At 48.4% G+C, this 17471-nt stretch carries 15 protein-coding genes and 1 pseudogene; 13 read left to right on the forward strand and 3 right to left on the reverse strand.

Annotated elements, in window-relative coordinates:
- Positions 1-3: 3 nt before the first annotated feature.
- From ABIE50_RS21995 to ABIE50_RS22050, 12 genes and pseudogenes are all read left to right on the forward strand, one after another.
- Positions 4-2367 carry a GumC family protein gene (locus ABIE50_RS21995; RefSeq protein WP_209859625.1) on the forward strand — a complete coding sequence of 788 codons (2364 nt, stop codon included), beginning with the start codon at positions 4-6 and terminating at the stop codon, positions 2365-2367.
- The gene (locus tag ABIE50_RS22000) at positions 2360-3706 is read left to right on the forward strand and encodes a flippase (protein WP_209859623.1); all 1347 of its coding nucleotides are present in this window, start codon (positions 2360-2362) and stop codon (positions 3704-3706) included. The genes ABIE50_RS21995 and ABIE50_RS22000 overlap by 8 nt, the downstream gene beginning before the upstream one ends.
- Positions 3703-4395 (forward strand): FkbM family methyltransferase, encoded by a 693-nt coding sequence (locus tag ABIE50_RS22005; RefSeq protein WP_209859621.1) that lies wholly within the window; start codon positions 3703-3705, stop codon positions 4393-4395. The genes ABIE50_RS22000 and ABIE50_RS22005 overlap by 4 nt, the downstream gene beginning before the upstream one ends.
- Before the next feature lie 136 nt (positions 4396-4531).
- Positions 4532-4654: pseudogene (locus ABIE50_RS22010) on the forward strand (class I SAM-dependent methyltransferase); the annotation flags it as partial.
- A 145-nt stretch (positions 4655-4799) separates the two neighbouring features.
- The gene (locus ABIE50_RS22015; protein ID WP_354028306.1) at positions 4800-5045 is read left to right on the forward strand and encodes a hypothetical protein; all 246 of its coding nucleotides are present in this window, start codon (positions 4800-4802) and stop codon (positions 5043-5045) included.
- Complete coding sequence (locus ABIE50_RS22020; protein ID WP_209859618.1) at positions 5045-5950, forward strand: hypothetical protein; 906 nt, start codon at positions 5045-5047, stop codon at positions 5948-5950. Before ABIE50_RS22015 ends, ABIE50_RS22020 begins: the two co-directional genes overlap by 1 nt.
- A gap of 13 nt (positions 5951-5963) precedes the next feature.
- Entirely contained in the window at positions 5964-7394 is a 1431-nt protein-coding gene (locus ABIE50_RS22025; RefSeq protein WP_209859616.1) for a hypothetical protein, read from the forward strand.
- A complete protein-coding gene (locus ABIE50_RS22030) occupies positions 7378-8247 on the forward strand; it encodes an FkbM family methyltransferase (protein WP_209859614.1) in 870 nt (289 codons plus the stop codon). Before ABIE50_RS22025 ends, ABIE50_RS22030 begins: the two co-directional genes overlap by 17 nt.
- Positions 8248-8261: 14 nt before the next feature.
- Positions 8262-9362 carry a glycosyltransferase family 4 protein gene (locus ABIE50_RS22035; protein WP_209859611.1) on the forward strand — a complete coding sequence of 367 codons (1101 nt, stop codon included), beginning with the start codon at positions 8262-8264 and terminating at the stop codon, positions 9360-9362.
- The gene (locus ABIE50_RS22040) at positions 9359-10111 is read left to right on the forward strand and encodes an FkbM family methyltransferase (protein WP_209859609.1); all 753 of its coding nucleotides are present in this window, start codon (positions 9359-9361) and stop codon (positions 10109-10111) included. The genes ABIE50_RS22035 and ABIE50_RS22040 overlap by 4 nt, the downstream gene beginning before the upstream one ends.
- On the forward strand, positions 10095-11291 hold the full coding sequence (locus tag ABIE50_RS22045) for a glycosyltransferase family 4 protein (protein WP_209859607.1): 1197 nt from the start codon (positions 10095-10097) through the stop codon (positions 11289-11291). The genes ABIE50_RS22040 and ABIE50_RS22045 overlap by 17 nt, the downstream gene beginning before the upstream one ends.
- A gap of 33 nt (positions 11292-11324) precedes the next feature.
- Positions 11325-12728: an undecaprenyl-phosphate glucose phosphotransferase gene (locus ABIE50_RS22050; RefSeq protein WP_209859605.1), complete on the forward strand. Its 1404-nt coding sequence runs from the start codon at positions 11325-11327 to the stop codon at positions 12726-12728.
- Here ABIE50_RS22050 and ABIE50_RS22055 read toward each other — a convergent pair.
- Positions 12722-13534, reverse strand: a complete 813-nt coding sequence (locus ABIE50_RS22055; protein ID WP_209859603.1) for an FkbM family methyltransferase — start codon at positions 13532-13534, stop codon at positions 12722-12724. The two genes, ABIE50_RS22050 and ABIE50_RS22055, sit on opposite strands and share 7 nt — an antisense overlap.
- Positions 13535-13654: 120 nt before the next feature.
- Here ABIE50_RS22055 and ABIE50_RS22060 point away from each other — a divergent pair, with 120 nt between their 5' ends.
- Complete coding sequence (locus ABIE50_RS22060) at positions 13655-14350, forward strand: DUF3592 domain-containing protein (protein WP_209859601.1); 696 nt, start codon at positions 13655-13657, stop codon at positions 14348-14350.
- A 49-nt stretch (positions 14351-14399) separates the two neighbouring features.
- Here ABIE50_RS22060 and ABIE50_RS22065 read toward each other — a convergent pair whose 3' ends face one another.
- Positions 14400-15482: an alpha/beta hydrolase family protein gene (locus ABIE50_RS22065; RefSeq protein ID WP_209859599.1), complete on the reverse strand. Its 1083-nt coding sequence runs from the start codon at positions 15480-15482 to the stop codon at positions 14400-14402.
- Positions 15479-17461, reverse strand: coding sequence for a TlpA family protein disulfide reductase (locus tag ABIE50_RS22070; RefSeq protein ID WP_209859597.1), 1983 nt, complete (start codon positions 17459-17461; stop codon positions 15479-15481). Before ABIE50_RS22070 ends, ABIE50_RS22065 begins: the two co-directional genes overlap by 4 nt.
- Positions 17462-17471 lie beyond the last annotated feature (10 nt).

Raw genomic sequence — 17471 nt, forward strand, 5'->3', positions numbered from 1 at the left:
GTTATGAATCAGCAAAAAACAACCAGCAACAAGAGCTCCGTTATAGATCTGAATGATCTCTTCCAGAAAGTGGTATTCCACTGGCCGCTTTATCTCCTGGTACTGATGGCCATGGTAACAGGCGCCATGCTATACCTGAAATACAAGAAACCGATCTATATGTCCACTGCCAGGCTTTACCTGAAAGATGAAAAAAAAGGTGGCGGGGAAGAAATGGATGCCCTGAAATCCCTTGCACTTTTTAACAACGGGAAAAATATTGAAAACGAGATGGAAGTGCTGAAAGCCCCTATCCTGGTGGAAAAAGTGATCGCAGCCGGCGGCTTTAACACCCGGTATTATCTGAAAGGAACAGTGAACAATGAAGAGATCTACAACCATCCTCCACTCAGCATCCGCGTACTGAGCGATAGCACCAAAGTAGGCAACTATATTTTTGATGTGATCCGGGAAAATGATCTGCTGAAAATAAAACAGGTGAACAATACCACCGATAGCGGCCTGCAATTCACTACCAGGCCCGGCGAACCATTCACGGTGGCGAAAGATAAATTCATGATCACTTTTCCCGCTGCAGCATCCACCGCTCCTGCCGGCACTTTCCGTATCCGCGTGGATTCAGTACCGGAATTGACCTATGAAAAAATAGAAGAAATAGGTACCGCGCTGGTGAACCGCGATGCCACGGTAATACTCGTAAGCTATAAAGACCCCGTACCCGAAAGGACCGCCGATTTCCTCAACTCCTTACTGGAAGCCTACAATGAATATACCCTCGACGACAAAAACCGGGTGGCCTTTAAAACCATTCACTTCCTGGCAGTGAGAATTGATTCCTTAAAAGAAGAACTGGGGCTGCTGGAAAAACAGGAAGAAAATTTTAAGATCCAGAGAGGCATCACAGATATTGACGCCAGCTCCAAACTGGCGCTGGAACAGGTTAAGGAAGCAGATATCCGGCTCAGCGAAGCCAATATGCAACTCTCCGTTTTTGACCAGGTGGAAAGCTATATCAGCAACCCTGCCAGCAATTATCCCTTTGCACCGGTGCTTGGCAATATTGATCAAACACTTACTTCCATGATCAACCGGTACGAAGAAGCGCTCCGGGAAAAGAAACGGTTGTCGCTTTCCCTCAAGCCTGCCAGCGAGATCCTGCAAAACGTGGAGTCGCAGATCACCGATACCAGGAGAACCATCCGCGATTATATTGCCGGCTACAGAAGGAACGCCAACGTGGTACAAAAAGAAACACAGCAGAAAGTAAACCAGATACAGGGCAAAATAGCCAACATCCCTACCTATGCAAAGGAATACATCAACATAAAAAGACAGCAGGGCGTAAAGGAAAACCTGTATCTCTACCTGCTGAAAAAGAAGGAAGAAGCATCAGTAGCCTATGCCAGTAACGTGGTAGATAACAAAGTGATTGCCCCTGCTTTTGTACCGGACAAACCCATCGCCCCCAAAAAATCTATTGTATTCATCGGCTTTATCGCCGCCGGCCTGGTACTCACCAGCGCTTACATCTATCTGAAATATTTCCTGAATCCGAGCGTACTCAGTAAAAAAGAAATTGAACAGATATTCGACCTGCCTGTTATTGCGGAAATTTATCAGCAGGAAGAAGGCGCCCGCGATATGTCGCTTCAAAACCGTTCGGTACTGGTGGAGCAGGTATTTAATATGCGCACCAACCTGAAGTTCCTGCTCACCGGCGTTACCGGTACGCCTACCATTCTCCTTACCTCCAGCATATCAGGAGAAGGAAAAACTTTCCTGTCTGCCCACCTGGGGAACTCTTTAACAGTAAGTAATAAAAAAGTGGTGCTGCTGGAACTGGATCTGCGGAAACCAAAGCTGTCGCAATTCCTGGGGCTGGACCATAACGTTGGCGTTACCAATTACATCATCGGGAATAAAACCATAGAAGAGATCATTAAGAAAGTACCGGGCACCGACGGGCTTTACCTGGTATCTTCCGGTCCTATTCCCCCCAACCCCATTGAGCTTATCGAGGGAGACCGTATGGCCGAGCTGCTGGCACAGCTGAAAGACCTGTTTGATTACGTGGTGATCGATATGTCGCCCATTGGTATTGTATCCGATGCGAAAAGCATTTCCGGCCAGGTCGACTGTGCCCTGTTTGTGGTGCGTTACAACTTCACCCTTAAATCCAAACTGGTACCTGTATCAGAAAATGTCCGGAAAGGTTTCTTCAAAAAAATAGGGATCATTTTCAACGGCATAGAACAGGATACCTTCTATCCTTATTACTACTACGATCATTATTCATACACGGAAAACAAGCAGCAGCATCATACGTGGTCATCACTGGTTAAAAAAATAAAACAACGCATTGCATAAATTATTTGAAAATAGCGGTTGGCTTCTGATAGATAAGCTCAGTAAACTTTTCCCGGGCATTATCATCATGGCGCTCATTGCCCGGCACCTGGGCCCGGAGGAATTCGGGATCTGGAGCTATGCACTGGCGCTCACCACTATTATAGGCAGTGTAGCCATACTTGGCATGGACAAACTCGCTGTAAAAGAGATCCTGCATAACGAGCAAAAACAGGGCGCCATTGTAGCTACCGTTATCTTAATGCGGATCGTGGCCGGAATCATCTGTATGGCCATCAGCGTAAGCATTGTGTGGTTTACCCGGCAACACCAGCAACTATATATATACTGCACTATTTTTTCTGCACTGATCATTGTGCTGCAATCTTTCGATGTACTGGACTACTTCTACCAGGCGAAGCACAATGTAAAAAAGGTGATCATTCCCAAAGTAACGGTGTTCCTTGCTTTCTGCGCAATAAAACTGGTCATCATATACCTGGATGGCTCGCTGATGGCATTCCTGTGGACATCCGTGATAGAACTGGTGGTCACCTACCTGGTAGTAATAGCGATCTATGGCTACTACAATACGGCAGATTTCACCCTTCGTATTGACCGTACACTGGCTAAAACGCTGCTGGTACAAAGCTGGCCGCTGATACTTTCCAACCTGGTGGTGGTATTATTTATGAAAATAGACCTGGTGTTGCTGGACCTGCTTTCCAACCCCGGGGAACTGGGGAAATATGTAAGCGCGGCACGGATCTCGGAGCTATGGTATGCCATTCCTACAGTGATATCCGTAGCCATACTGCCCGGTCTTATCCAAAAGAAAAAGAGCAGCCGCAGTGCTTACCTGACGGCGCTGGAAAAGTGGCTGCGCCTGTCGTTCTGGCTAAGCCTGGGTATTGCATTGCTGATCACATTCACTGCGCACCTCATCATTCCTTTCCTGTACGGCGAAGGCTACGCGGCCGCTTCCCGGATGCTGAGGATCCATATATGGGCAGGGATACCTGTGTTCCTCAGCGTTGTAATGGTGCAGTACCTGTTCGTGGAAGGAGAATACAAGAGCTACCTGTACGGCAACCTGTCGGGCCTGCTCGTTAATGTAGGGGTAAACTTTTTTATTATCCCCGCTTATGGCGGCACAGGCGCGGCTATCGCCACCGTAGGGGCTTACAGCACCGTGTATGCCATGTTGGTTTTGCTCGACAAAAGCGGCGAGGGCTACCTGCTTGCCAAAAGAATGTTTCATCCCATACAGGCCCTTGCAGATATCAAACAGGTACACAGCAACCTGTGGATCTTTGCCACCCGCCTGTTTACCTTCAACCAAAAACAGTATACCAAATGAGCAGCATGAGAGATATCGCGGCCAAACTGGTTACTACCCTGTTTCCAAGGCTTAGTTACGGTGTACGTGCTTTCAGCTCGGAAGGGGAAGACCTCATTTTACAAAGGATCTTTGACGGGAAAAAGAAAGGCGTTTATATAGATGTGGGCGCCCATCACCCCTTCCGGGTATCCAATACCTACCTGCTTTACAAGCGCAGGTGGACCGGGATCAACATTGATCCCATGCCTGGCTCAATGGCCTTATTCAACAGGTACCGGCCTAAAGATATCAACCTGGAAATAGGCGTATCGGCAGTAAAGCAACAACTCACCTATTTCATATTTAACGAACCTGCTTTAAACACTTTCTCTCCTGAAAAAGTGAAGGAGTACACGCAGGTATCCAGGTACCGGGTGATTGATGAAAAGAAGATAGATACCTGGCCCCTGGCGGAGATCCTGGATACTTACCTGGCTAAAGATGTTAAGATCGACGTCCTAACTATTGATGCCGAAGGATTTGATATGGAAGTACTGCGATCCAATAACTGGGATAAATACAGACCCGCTTATGTGCTGGCAGAGTCGCCTCCATTTGATGTATTACAGGCCGGGCCCTGCGAGTTATGCCGGTTTATGCAAACCGTGGGATACCGCATGTTTGCCAAAACATATTACACCTATTTCTTTAAAAATATGAACACGTAAAATGCCTGGAAGCAAGTTATATGTGCAATATGGCTGTGGGCCTTTTTCAGCACCTGCCGGCTGGAAAAACTATGATTCCTCGCCTACGCTGAGGCTTCAGCGGTTCCCCCTGATAGGGAAACTGCTGAAGCCGGCCATGCATGTTTCTTTCCATCCCGACGTATTGAAAGGCGATATATTAAAGGGGCTTCCGGGAATAAAAGAGAGTTCATGCGATGGCATTTATTGTTCGCATGTACTGGAGCACCTGGCTTATAACGACTGCCTCCTTGCTATCAGGAATACCTTTCATATCCTGAAGCCCGGCGGTTACTTCAGATGCGTAGTGCCCGACCTGGCCGGCGCCGCCAGGAGATATATTGCACAGCTTTCGGAGAATGATCCTAAAGCCAATACGCGGGTTCATGGAAGAAACCCTGCTTGGAAAGGAAGAAAGGGTGCGGGGATTCAAACAGCTGATCCAGCTGGCACTGGGCAACCGGGAGCACCTGTATATGTGGGATCACCTTTCCTTATCGCATCAGCTGGCGGCGGCGGGGTTTAAGAATATAAGGCACTGTGCATTCAACGACAGCCCCGACAGCATGTTCAAACTGGTGGAAGAAGAAATAAGATTTAATAACGCCGTTGCATTGGAGGCAACTAAATGATGTTACACACGCCGGTCTTATTCCTGGTATTTAACCGTCCCGGACAGGCATTGCAGGTATTCGGGCAAATCCGGTTGCAACAGCCGGAACAGCTGTTCATTGCCGCCGACGGGCCGCGGGCCGGCAAACCCGGGGAAGCGGAGTTGTGCGAGGCCACCCGCACGGCCATACTCAATGGGATAGACTGGCCTTGTAAAGTAACTACCCTGTTCCGCACCCATAACCTGGGCTGCGGTAAAGCGGTAAGCTCGGCGATCGACTGGTTCTTCAGCCATGTGGAAGAAGGGATCATACTGGAAGATGACTGTGTACCGGACCCCACTTTTTTTTCTTTTTGTACTGCGATGTTAACACAATACCGCATGAACGAAACCATTATGCATATCAACGGCGGTAATTACCAGTCGGGCATCCGGCGGGGAAACGCTTCCTATTATTTTTCCCGCTATCCGCATATATGGGGATGGGCCACCTGGCGCCGTGCCTGGCAGTATTACGACTTTACCCTTCAACGGTATAAACACGCATCCCGGGAAGGGCTCAATACTTTCCTGCAATCAGAACTGCAGGCTATTTACGACAAACGGGTGGACACCTGGGATATTCAATGGTTTATGACCGTGTGGTTCAATAAAGGACGGGTGATCACGCCTAATATAAGTCTTGTTGAAAACATTGGCTATGGCAAAGATGCCACCCATACCCGTGTGGTTCCCCGCTGGTTTAAAAGCATCCGGTATGGCGCTATAACGGACATCACTCATCCCGGCAGTCACCATATCAACGAAGAAGCAGACAGGTATACCATCAACACCTTGTATAGCCCCGGCAGGTTATATCTCAGGATAAAAAAAATAGTAAAAAACAATACGTTTCTATACAACATGTACAAACGTATTTCCTGACCCGTAAAATAATATGGAAACCGTAAACAGCAGTCTTCAAAGCAGTAATCTATTCGTGGAATGTTTCAGGGAAAGCATGCCCCTGATCATTGCTGCCATATTGCTGTACCTGTATTACAACAGGCGGATCAGCATTATAGATATGCTGTTGTATGCCTTTGCATCGGAAGCCTATACCTTGCTGTCTATCGGGCCAACTTTTACCGCTACATTTTTCGTAGGTATGTTCATCTTTTTTGAACAGGCCCATCAATTGTTTACCGGCCGGCAGTATATCCGGAAGGAATATCTTTTCCTGCTGCTGTTGCCATTGCTTTCAAGTATCGCGGTATTCCTGATCACGCAGCTTTACAAGGACCCTTTCAATTATCCCGGCGGTAAGCTGTTTGTGTTCTATACAAAGCCCCTTTACTTTTACCTGAAAACCTACCTTCCCCTGTTTGCTATCGGCGCGAAGATAGTACAGGAACGAAAACAGCTTTCCTTTGAACAATTTGCCCTGAGCATAAAAAAAATTGCGGTCATATCCTGTGTGATTGCCTCCATCCAGGTAGCTGTACAGCTCATTTTCCACAATCTGGAGCTGAGTGAATTACTCGGGTTGCAAAGCCGTTACCTGATGAAGGAGATCAACGGTCCGCTGGGATTACGGGTACAGGCATTATTCGGGGAACCTAAAATGTTCGGCGCCTTTCTCTCCCTTGCGATCCCTTTCTTTATGAGAGACCGGAATTACAAGGCTACGGCGGTGATGATAGTGGCGGGCATACTCACTTCGTCCCAAACATTCTGGATCAATATCCTGGCTGGCGGTCTCCTGTTTTTATGCTTACCGGAACCTGTGACGGTAAGATGGAAGATAACAGCCACCCTGGGGATGATCATTGGCATTTTCCTGGGAGTGGCGGCATCCAAGGAATATTTCCTGAAACATTATATGGAGAACCGTCATCAACCGGTATACCAGCTGCTTTTTGAAAGATCCGCCTACCGCTACGACAACGAGGAAATCTGGGGCAAGAGCAATATCATTCTCGGCATTCCGCTGCAAAGGGATATGGAACTGCCGGTGGTGGATTTCCTGCGGGATGAGCCCTATCTCCTGATATCCGGCTACGGCGCAGGCAACAGCCCCTTTATCCCCCCAAATTATTTCTTCGGGCAGCTCAGTTATCAAAGTAGTATAGAAGGCGTTGGCGGCCGCAATCTGAATATGCGCTGGTTCTTTATCCTGGCTGAATTCGGAGCGGTTTCCCTCTTCTTCTTCTTCCTGATACTAACCCGCACAGGGCGGGACGTTCCGCCGTTTCAGCGCAGCTACCTGGCGTATGTAGCAGTTTGTTTCTTTTTCAGCCAGATAGATCTTTTCCTGATTATAGTGGCATTACTCTGCGCATATAATAACGAACCAGTAAACGAAAAGGGAGATGAACAAAGTACATAGTATCCTTTGGGGATTAAAATTCAGGTCGTCTTTGTTATACCACTACCTTTTCAACAAAAAGGTACGGAAAAGAACGGCCTGGCATGAAATGCGGTACCACCTGTTTTCGCCGCGCATGTACGCGGTAGCCAATGAAAGAGCTACCCTGGTAAACAAGGATGAAAAATACAGTTATTACCGGATAAAGGGTTATGACGATACATTTATTTACCCCGCATCCGCCCCGCTGTACAGCTTTGCCATGGTGATGGCCGAAGCAAGACCGCAACACTGGCATTACTACGAGATCCCTCAAACTGCCGTTGCACCCGGCGACGTGGTGGTAGACTGTGGCAGCGCCGAAGGATTCTTCGCCTTCAAACACCAGCATACCGCCAGCCGCATCTTTGTGCTGGAGCCCTTACCCCTTTTTGTGGACTCACTGCGGGAGCTTTTCCGTCATAAAAACAAAGTGATCATTCTGCCCGTGGCGGCAGGTGATACCTGCCGGAAAGCATATATCAATGTTACCTCCGGCAACACGATACTGAATGGCACCATCGCGCAACATAGCCATAACGGGCAGGCGGTGGAAGTAGATGTAGTTACGCTCGACAGCCTCTTCGCGGAAAAAAAGATCAGGATAGATTACCTGAAGGCAGACATTGAAGGATTTGAAGAAAACATGATCAGGGGAGCACTGCAAACGATCCGGGAAAGTAAGCCCAAAATAGCGATCACCACTTATCATGAAGGACAGGACTATGAACAGCTGATCGCATTGATAAAAGGCGTGGTACCGGAATACAATCACCTGGTAAAGGGAATTCATTACATCTCCGGCAACCCGGTGATGCTACACATGTGGATCTAACGGCAATATAAAAGATGCAGGTATTTTTAGACAATATTGTGTTCTCTATTCAGAAAGCCGGCGGCGTATCCGCCTACTGGTATGAGCTGCTGTGCGGTATGAGCAACAGCGGCCTGTCTGTTGGCTGCTTAAACGCAAGACCACAATCAGACAATATTTTTGAGCGGAACATAGATTACCACCGCTTCAACTGTATCCGCGAAAGCTGGATCCCCCACAAATACCTGCGGTACCTGCCCCTCCGTTATTCCCTGCCCCCTGCCGCTGTTTTTCATGGAGGTTACCTGCGTGTATCTCCACAAAAAGATATCCTGAATATCCTTACGGTGCACGACTTTGCCCATGAGCGGAAACTGGCTACAAAGTTCCCCCGCGGACTGGCAAACACCCTGCAAAAAGCCTACAGCATCCGCCGTGCCGATGGCATTATCTGTATTTCAAATAGTACCCGGAGAGAGTTGCTGCACTTCTTCCCGGACATTCATCCTGCAAAAGTAAAAGTGATCCATCACGGTATCGGTAACTTCTTCCCCATCAGCAAACAACAACCGGTAAGCTGTTCGCTGCACATGGATCTGCAGAAAAAATTCATCCTGTATGTTGGCGCGCGCAGGCATTATAAGAATTTTTTCATGGCCGTAAAAACAATGGAGCTGCTTTCTCCTTCCTACCACCTGGTAGCTGTGGGCGGAGAACCCTGGAATAAAAAAGAGATGAATATGATGGAAGAAAAGATAGCCGGCCGTTATCATATTTTTCCTGCCATCAGCCAGGCCGATCTGAATGTTCTATACAACCATGCTTTCTGTTTGCTCTATACTTCTGCGTATGAGGGATTTGGCTTTCCGCCGGGAGAAGCCATGAAAGCCGGTTGCCCGGTAGTAACCACCGGCGCTACCTCCATGCCTGAAGTAGTAGGCGATGCAGGCCTGATGGCCGAATCGGCCGACCCTGTATTATTTGCAGAAAAGATCAGCGCACTCGAAAATGAAAACTACCGGCAGCAGCTGATTAAACAGGGCCTGCAACGGGTGCAGCAATTTACATGGGATAAAAGCGTACAGGAAACAATTGGTTTTTACAAAGATTGCTGGAACCTCAAATTCTCCACATGAGTATTATTTTCAAAATAGCAGACACCGTAAAGGTATTCCTCAGCTCTGGCAGAGGATTTGGCTCACTGCTGGAAAAAGGCGCCTCCGTAGCTTCCACCCGGATACTGCATAACTGCCGGCATTATATTCCCACACTGGGCACTATCATAGATGCAGGCGCCAACCAGGGCCAGTTTGCCATGGCTGCCGCTCACTTCTATCCCCGTGCGTGCATCCATTCCTTTGAGCCTCTTCCCCATGTGTTTGCCCTGCTGCAACGTAATACGAGGAGACTTAGCAATATCAGCACCTATAACATGGCCCTGGGCAATTGCAACGGAACCCTGGAGTTTCACAGCAATGCCTACTCCCACGCCAGCTCAGCGCTGAATGTATCTGCCCTGCAAAAAAATATGCTGCCCAAAACAGCCACCACCCACCAGATAGAGGTGCCTGTGCAGCGGCTGGACGACCTTCGGCACCGGCTCACTTTTATCCCGCCGGTACTGCTGAAAATGGATGTACAAGGATTTGAGAAAGAAGTATTGAAAGGCGCCATCAAAAGCCTGCGGCAGATCGACTACCTGTTGTTTGAAACCTCTTTTGTACAGATGTACGACGGCGAGCCATTGTTTGATGAAATGCATCATTTTGTAAAAGAGCTTGGATTTGAATTCATTGCCCCGGTAGGATTTCTTCAATCAGAAAAATTACAAATCCTGCAAATGGACCTGCTTTATAAAAGAAAAACCCATGAGAATTGTAGTTAACGACCATTCCGGCCACGCATTCACCCTGCAGCTAAGCCGGCAGTTTGCGCAAAGCGGGCATGAAGTATTGCATGCCTACTCTGTTTCCTTTCAATCGCCCAAGGGCAACTTTGAAGACCTGCCCATATCCGGAACCAGTTTAACAATACTGCCCATTATGATCAAAGGCGCATTTGATAAATACTCTCTTTTAAAAAGACGGAAACAGGAAATTGACTACGCCCGCCAGCTTATACGCCAGCTGGAAATATTCAGGCCCGATGTGGTGCTGAGCGGCACTACGCCATTGTTTGTACAGCAGCATGTACAGCAATACTGCATCAGTAAGGGAATCAAATTTGTGTACTGGTGCCAGGATATCTATACCATTGCCATTAGGCAGATCGCCCGCCGCAGGCTGGGTTTCATCGGTTTTCCCTTATGGCACTACTTCAAAAAACTGGAAGCCGGTTTACTGAAAAAAAGCGCGCATGTAGTGAGCATCACCCCCGGCTTTAATGATCTTTTTCAAAAATGGAAGATCCGCCCACAACAGGTAACCTGTATCCCCAACTGGGCGCCATTGGGGGAAATAACGCCTGCAAAAAAGAAAAATGAATGGGCCAGCCGGCACCAGGTGGCCGATAAAACCTGTATCGTTTATTCAGGCACATTGGGGTTAAAACATAATCCGTCCATGCTCTCCGCCGCCGCGGCCTATTTCCGCAAACATAAGGATGTAGTGTTTATTGTGATCTCTGAAGGTTTGGGGGCCGACTTCCTGCAAAAGGAAAAAGAACAGCAGCAGCTGGACAACCTCCTGCTGCTGCCCTTCCAGGACTTCCGGGAGATGAGCCAGGTACTTGGCACCGCCGACATTTTGCTGGCTATACTGGAGCAGGATGCAGGCGCTTATTCAGTACCATCAAAAGTGCTCACTTACCTGTGCGCGGAAAAGCCCATCGTGCTGGCCATGCCGCCGGATAACCTGAGCGCCGCTATTGTATTGGATAACAAGGCTGGCTATTGTATTGCACCTGATAACCCGCAGGGCTTCTGCAGGCAAATTGAGAAACTGGTGACCGATCCGGCGCTACGGGAGGAAATGGGGCGCAACGGCCGCGCATACGCAGAAAGAACTTTCGACATACAGCATATAGAAAACAAATTCCTACAAGTATTTAATACTATCCTGAACTGATACAAACATTCGTCATCCTTCAAGTACAAAATTATGAAACCCGGCAACCATATCAATTTCCTGTTAAGACTGTTGATCGACTACCTGGTACTGGTACTGGCCTTTTTGTGTACCCGGCAGTATATTTCCGGCTTGGGAGATGTATTTTTTTCTCCATTCAACGGCTTATTGCTTGGGATAAGCATTACCGCGTGGACCATCATCGGCCTGTCGCTTCATTTATACGATGAATTCAGAACCAGGTCGTTCTCCTATGAATTTGTTGCCATCCTCAAAACAACCTTACTTCACGCCTGTTTCTTCACCTTCCTGTTCTTCTATTGTTTCAAGTATTATCCTTATCCCCGCACATTTACACTGCTCAATGCTTCCCTGACATTTACAGGTATCCTCATCATGAAATTCCTTGTAAAACAGTCCCTGCTCAGGCTAAGGTCAAACGGTTACAACATAAAGAACATACTCATTGTAGGCACCGGCGATACCGGGATGAACTTCTACAGAACCATTTTATCCAACGATCATTTTGGATACCGGTGCGTTGGTTTTGTGGACGAGCAAACCAATCCTTATCTCAACGGGCAGTACCTGGGAAAAATAGCGGATCTTCAGCGGGTGCTGGAAGATCATGAAATTGATGATGTGATTGTAGCCCTGCCGGAAACGCCAAGCGCAGAAATGGAAAAGATCATCATCACCAGTGAGAAGGAAGCCAAACGGGTAAGGATCATTGCCGACTGCTACCGCTTCTGTACTTCCACTGCCAGCATGAACCTGTTTGGTAACTTCCCGCTGTTAACGATCCGTACCTCCCCGCTGGATGACCCGGCAAAGCAACGGTTTAAGCGCCTTTTTGAACTGTGCTTTACGATAGCGCTTTTCCTCACCGTGTTCTGGTGGCTGTTCCCTCTCATTGCCCTGCTGATCAAATTATCGTCTCCCGGCCCTATACTGTTCAAACAGACCCGGCAGGGGCTGAAGAACAAAAAGATCACTTGCTACAAGTTCCGCTCCATGACCAGGAACAGCGATACAGTAGATGCAAACGGCCGATACCTGCAAGCCACGCAGCATGATGCCAGGATTACACCCGTGGGGCGCTTCCTGCGTAAAACCAATCTCGATGAGCTGCCCCAGTTCTTTAACGTTTTAAGAGGTGATATGTCGCTGGTAGGCCCCCGCCCCCATCCCATGGCGTTGCACCAGGAATCGAGGAATACTATTCAAAACTATATGCTGAGGCATGTGGTGAAGCCCGGCATTACCGGCTGGGCGCAGGTAAACGGGTACAGGGGGGAAACCAGGGCTTCGGGCCTGATGCAGAAACGTGTCGACTTTGATTTGTGGTATATTGAAAATTATAGTTTCTGGCTCGATTGCCAGATCATTTTCCAGACCTTGATGAATATGATCAAAGGGGATAAGAATGCTTACTGATGAGGCGGGCGTTTCATGGCCACAATATTCTGGAAAGAAAATATTTCATAGCTGGTACTGTTATAAGCGCCCAACGCTTTCAGCCCGTCGGGCAATAACCGGTAAAAATCGTAGCCTGGTAATATATCAACAATATCCCTGAAAAAGGTTCTTGAGATGATATTCATTTCGTTGAACTCTACCTGGATCACTTCCGCCAGCCCGCCGGCAATTGTTTGCCTGGCTCCCTTCAGTACGCTCAGCTCATGGCCTTCCGTGTCTATCTTCAATAGCGCTATCTTCGGAATATGATGCTGCGCAACAAATTCATCGATGCTGATCAACGCAACAGGTACTTCTTCCGCTTTTCCCTTATGAAGATGTTCAATAACGCCCTTGTACATACTGGCATGTTCGGAGCCGCCATCGCCCTGGTAATCGTAGATCGTGGCGGCGCTGCTTTCTTCCCCGGCGCCAAGTGGCACCGCGGTGAAGTTGTATGTTTCCGCCACAGCGCTTAGCTTCCGGAAGGCTACAGGATGCGGCTCAAAAGCAAACACCGGCAGGGTAATCCCGTTCTTTCTCAGCATTACGGAATAGTTTCCCATATTAGCGCCGATGTCAAGGATTACACCGGTATCCAGCTTCCTTTGGGTTTTTAAAAACCTGATGAATGCTTTTTCCCCGGACACGATGTCGTCCTCATGGTTCCTGATACCTAACCCAAACATGCTTAGCTTATATAAAAAGAGATTTACAGGGTAAAAGACCCTTCGCGCAAATAAGAGTACGTATACTTTTTTTACAGACTTTCCGAGCGCATTCATAGTGTAAATTTTGGTTGATGCGTGGTATTAAAAATACTGATATTTATGCAGGTGCAGTCTATTCACTTTATTCATTTCTTTATTTTGGTATCTTGCACCCTTATTTAACCCATTGTTTACATGAAACGCAGTTCCGTATCTTTAGTTTTCAATATTTTCCTGGGAGTAGGCATTGTTACACTCATCATCACCCTTGTTATTCTTTATAACGTAAAAAAGTTCAACGATTCCGCGGTAAAAACCAGTGGTACTGTGGTAGATCTGATCGCCAAAAGAGGATCCAAATCCACTACCTATTCCCCGGTTGTCACCTTTAATGATAATGCCGGGGTGAAGCACCGTTATATTTCCGATGTATCTTCCAGCCCGGCAGGGTACAACATCGGCGACAGCGTGGAGATCTGCTACAACCCCAATGATCCTGATGATGCTAAAATAGCCGGCTGGCGGCAATATTTCGGCGCATTTATCACCGGCGCATTTGCATTGATATTTGGCCTTATTGGTTTGGGATATCATATTGTGAGAAAGGTGGGCCGTTCGCGGCAGGAGCAACTGAAACAATCGGGACAGCTGGTACCCGCCAGTTTTATTTCAGTAGATGTAAACAGGTATGTTTCCGTTAACCGCCGCCATCCTTTTTTTATCCGCTGTGAATGGAAAGACCCGCTTACCGGGATAACGCATCCTTTTAAAAGTGGTTTTATCTGGTCGGACCCTACCCCGTATATTGAGCGGGATAAAAAGATAGATGTATACGTGGACAGGAATAATTTCAGGAAGTATTATGTTGATATTTCTTCTTTCGAAAGATAAAAAAGCCATCCCTGTAAAGGGATGGCGGTCATCGTTCTAATGATTGATCTTATAAGAACATTTGCATCCACTTGCTGATCACCGTCCATGCTTCGGGCGCAAAGTCGCCTTTCAGCTGTGGCAATTCACTGTTGGTGCAGCTTTCACAATGCAGGAAAAGATGATTTAAGCCAGGCAGTACTTTCACCGTTACCTGGTTATTACCGTTCTCCTTTAATACGGTTTCAATGGTGGCCAGGTTTTCTTTATAAGGCACCATGATGTCTTTGTTGCCGTTCAACGCCAGGAAAGGTACTTTGATCTGCCGCAGGAATGGCACAGGATCATAGCGCAGGTGGCATTGATACCATGGGCCGGTAGCCTGCCGGATATAAGATTCCAGGAAGAAGCGCATATGATCTGCCTCCCCGGCTTTGTCCTTTGCATAGGCGCTGTCGTCTGCATGTTTCCAGGCATTGTATGTGGCGCGGAGCCGTGGCTCCAGTTCCGGCGTATAGGCGTAACGGTAAGCCGTATCAAACATCAGCGTGGTGATGGTACGGTGGCGGTTTTTGTCGTAGTCAGAAATGGGCGCCGCATCAATGATGGCATTGTTTTGCAGCTTCAGCGCCTGGATACCGGTGGTGGCAAGTCCTGCCAGGGTGATCACAAAAGCCACCTCTTTACTTTCTGCGGCGGCGATAATAGCGGCGGCTCCGCCTTCGCTGTGGCCAATGAGCCCAGTTACCCTAACACCAGGTTGCAACCGCAGGAAACTGATAGCCGCCAGTGCATCGTTTGCAAAATCCCTGGTGGTAGCTGTTTCGTATACCCCGTTGGTTTCCCCTGTTCCGCGGTCGTCGGTGCGCAGCACTGCAATGCCTGCTGCCGCCAGGGAATCTGCCAGGGCTTTGAACATTTTGTGACCCGCCATAGTGCCATCCCGGTCCTGTTTGCCGGTACCGGATACTAACACAACGGCTGGAAAGCTTTTACGGCTGGCCGGGATGGTAAGTGTGCCACCGAAGCGGATACTTTTATCTTTATTACTGAAATAAACGTTGGTGCTGCGGGCGCCGGTGGCCTGGGCATATACCTGAGGGCCTGCCAGCATAATAATCCAAACAACTGCCAGGCATCTTCTTATACTCATCCTTCTTTCTTTAATAACTCAATGAGATAGGATATTTCATCTGCCAGCGCGCTGGGACTTCCGTAATAACCGGTTCCCAGCCAGCGGATCACGCCATGCTGATCGATGATCACTTTTGCCGGGATGCCGGAGAAAGACAGGGCTTTGGCATACTTGTTATAGGTATCGTCCAGCTGGCCGGTGCTATCGCTCCTGGCATCCAGCAATACATCCAGGTGGAGTTTTTTTGACGACAGGAATTTCCTGATCTGGTCGCGATAGTCCGGTTTGGTTTCCATGGTAGCAATAAAATAGAAGCTCACGTTTTTATCTTTACTGTATTTATCTACCGCCATCTGCATACCGGGCATGGCTGCTTTACATGGCCCGCACCAGGTAGCCCAGAAATCCAGTACTACAATTTTGCCTTTCATGCCGGCCAGGCTGGCGATGCCGCCGGTGAGCTGCTGCAGTTTAAAACCGGGCGCCGGCTCGCGGATCAGTTGCGTGCGCAGGGCTTCCCTTTCCGCAGATACATCTGCCGCGCTTTTCATGCCCTGGAAATAGGCGTCGAAGCCTGCTTCTTTTTTGTGCTTACGGATGTATTCCTGTTTTAACAACGCTATTACTTCCGGCGTGGCTTTGTTGGCCCTGGCGGCATTCTCCGCCACCAGTACCGCATCCGCGTGCTTACCGGTATTTTCCAGCAGGGTGGCGTACAGGCTCATGAAATCGGCGCTGCCTGCTGCTGGCTGGGTTTTCACTTTTTCCATCCACAACAGGGCGGTTTTATCATTGCCGAGTGTGTGCAAGAGAGAAGCATGTCCCAGGAAAGCGGGTACCGCGTAGCCGAGCAACTTTGCCTTCCACTGCAGGGGTGAATAGAAGCGGCTTTCAGCGCCGGTCTTTTTGTTGGTAGCTGCTTCAATATGCTCCACCAGTTTTTGGGACCAGGGCAGTGCAGCTTCCGGTTTTATTTCATCATGCGCCAGCGCATTCACGACCAGGTGACGATGAAATTCCGTGAGCGACTCGAAAGAGGATACATCCATCATTTCATCCAGTATGTCCGGTTTCTTTGTGGCCATTACCCGTTCATACACTACGCTGCGAAATGCCTTGTTGTAATACATTTGCTGGATCTCCGTGCTTACGTTCTCAAACTGCTGCGGCGGGAATTTTTTCACGAACTCCTGCCACAGGGCATATCGGCTACCGGGCTTGCCGGTGAAGATTTTATATACCATCGCATCACGGGCAGCCACACCGGAGGGGAGCCTGTCAATGATCACTTTATTCATGGAGTCTGCGCGGGCCCTGTCTCCCAGTAAATTTTTATACGCCCTGCTCACCTCCATCAATTCCGCTTCGGTAACATCTTTCAGGCTGCTTATATAATTTATTTCCCGGGGAATGATGGTATCGGCGCGTTTCTCATCAGCGTTTTTCAGGATCGTCATTGCGTTATAGAAAATATGCCGCCTGCTTTCCGGGTGAAACCGTAGCTCGTTGTTCATCCAGAAAAGACCTACTTCACTGGTGATCTTCACGCTATCATCTACTGCGGGCGGCACTGTTTCCTTCAACTCCGGGACACGTAAAAAAGCCCAGGCAGCATAGCCTGTGGGCATCTGCCCGCCTGCCGGGTCAGAGAGAATGATAGCATAGGTAGGAGTGCCACCTTTATCAGTAATACCGTTGGCAGAAAAGTTAGCTACTACCAGCGCAGTTTTTTCCGGTACATAATACCGTGTTACCCAACCTGAATCTGTCATTTTCATATCCAGGTCTTTTGTTTCCCATTGATCGTTCTTATAAAGATAGATCACACCGGTAACGGGCGCCTGCCCTTTCAGCGGGGTATTTTCAGGGTTGTAGTGAAGCGTCACCGTATCGCCTGCAATTGGATGCGATGGCGTAAATTTCATGGCCGATTGTGAAAAGGCCATCCCCGAGCATAACACCGCTGGCACTACGAAGGCCGTTTTTACTTTATTCATCTGAAGATTC

The sequence above is a fragment of the Chitinophaga sp. OAE865 genome (assembly GCF_040546735.1).
Classification (GTDB): domain Bacteria; phylum Bacteroidota; class Bacteroidia; order Chitinophagales; family Chitinophagaceae; genus Chitinophaga; species Chitinophaga polysaccharea_A.

Excerpts from the sequence above, each read along its gene's own strand:
- ABIE50_RS22035 (WP_209859611.1), top strand. The coding sequence starts at position 8,262 with ATGCAGGTATTTTTAGACAATATTGTGTTCTCTATTCAGAAAGCCGGC.
- ABIE50_RS22020 (WP_209859618.1), top strand. The coding sequence starts at position 5,045 with ATGTTACACACGCCGGTCTTATTCCTGGTATTTAACCGTCCCGGACAG.
- ABIE50_RS22050 (WP_209859605.1), top strand. The coding sequence starts at position 11,325 with ATGAAACCCGGCAACCATATCAATTTCCTGTTAAGACTGTTGATCGAC.
- ABIE50_RS22040 (WP_209859609.1), top strand. The coding sequence starts at position 9,359 with ATGAGTATTATTTTCAAAATAGCAGACACCGTAAAGGTATTCCTCAGC.
- ABIE50_RS22005 (WP_209859621.1), top strand. The coding sequence starts at position 3,703 with ATGAGCAGCATGAGAGATATCGCGGCCAAACTGGTTACTACCCTGTTT.
- ABIE50_RS22055 (WP_209859603.1), bottom strand. The coding sequence starts at position 13,534 with ATGAATGCGCTCGGAAAGTCTGTAAAAAAAGTATACGTACTCTTATTT.
- ABIE50_RS22015 (WP_354028306.1), top strand. The coding sequence starts at position 4,800 with ATGGAAGAAACCCTGCTTGGAAAGGAAGAAAGGGTGCGGGGATTCAAA.
- ABIE50_RS22065 (WP_209859599.1), bottom strand. The coding sequence starts at position 15,482 with ATGAGTATAAGAAGATGCCTGGCAGTTGTTTGGATTATTATGCTGGCA.
- ABIE50_RS21995 (WP_209859625.1), top strand. The coding sequence starts at position 4 with ATGAATCAGCAAAAAACAACCAGCAACAAGAGCTCCGTTATAGATCTG.
- ABIE50_RS22045 (WP_209859607.1), top strand. The coding sequence starts at position 10,095 with ATGAGAATTGTAGTTAACGACCATTCCGGCCACGCATTCACCCTGCAG.
- ABIE50_RS22060 (WP_209859601.1), top strand. The coding sequence starts at position 13,655 with ATGAAACGCAGTTCCGTATCTTTAGTTTTCAATATTTTCCTGGGAGTA.
- ABIE50_RS22025 (WP_209859616.1), top strand. The coding sequence starts at position 5,964 with ATGGAAACCGTAAACAGCAGTCTTCAAAGCAGTAATCTATTCGTGGAA.
- ABIE50_RS22030 (WP_209859614.1), top strand. The coding sequence starts at position 7,378 with ATGAACAAAGTACATAGTATCCTTTGGGGATTAAAATTCAGGTCGTCT.
- ABIE50_RS22070 (WP_209859597.1), bottom strand. The coding sequence starts at position 17,461 with ATGAATAAAGTAAAAACGGCCTTCGTAGTGCCAGCGGTGTTATGCTCG.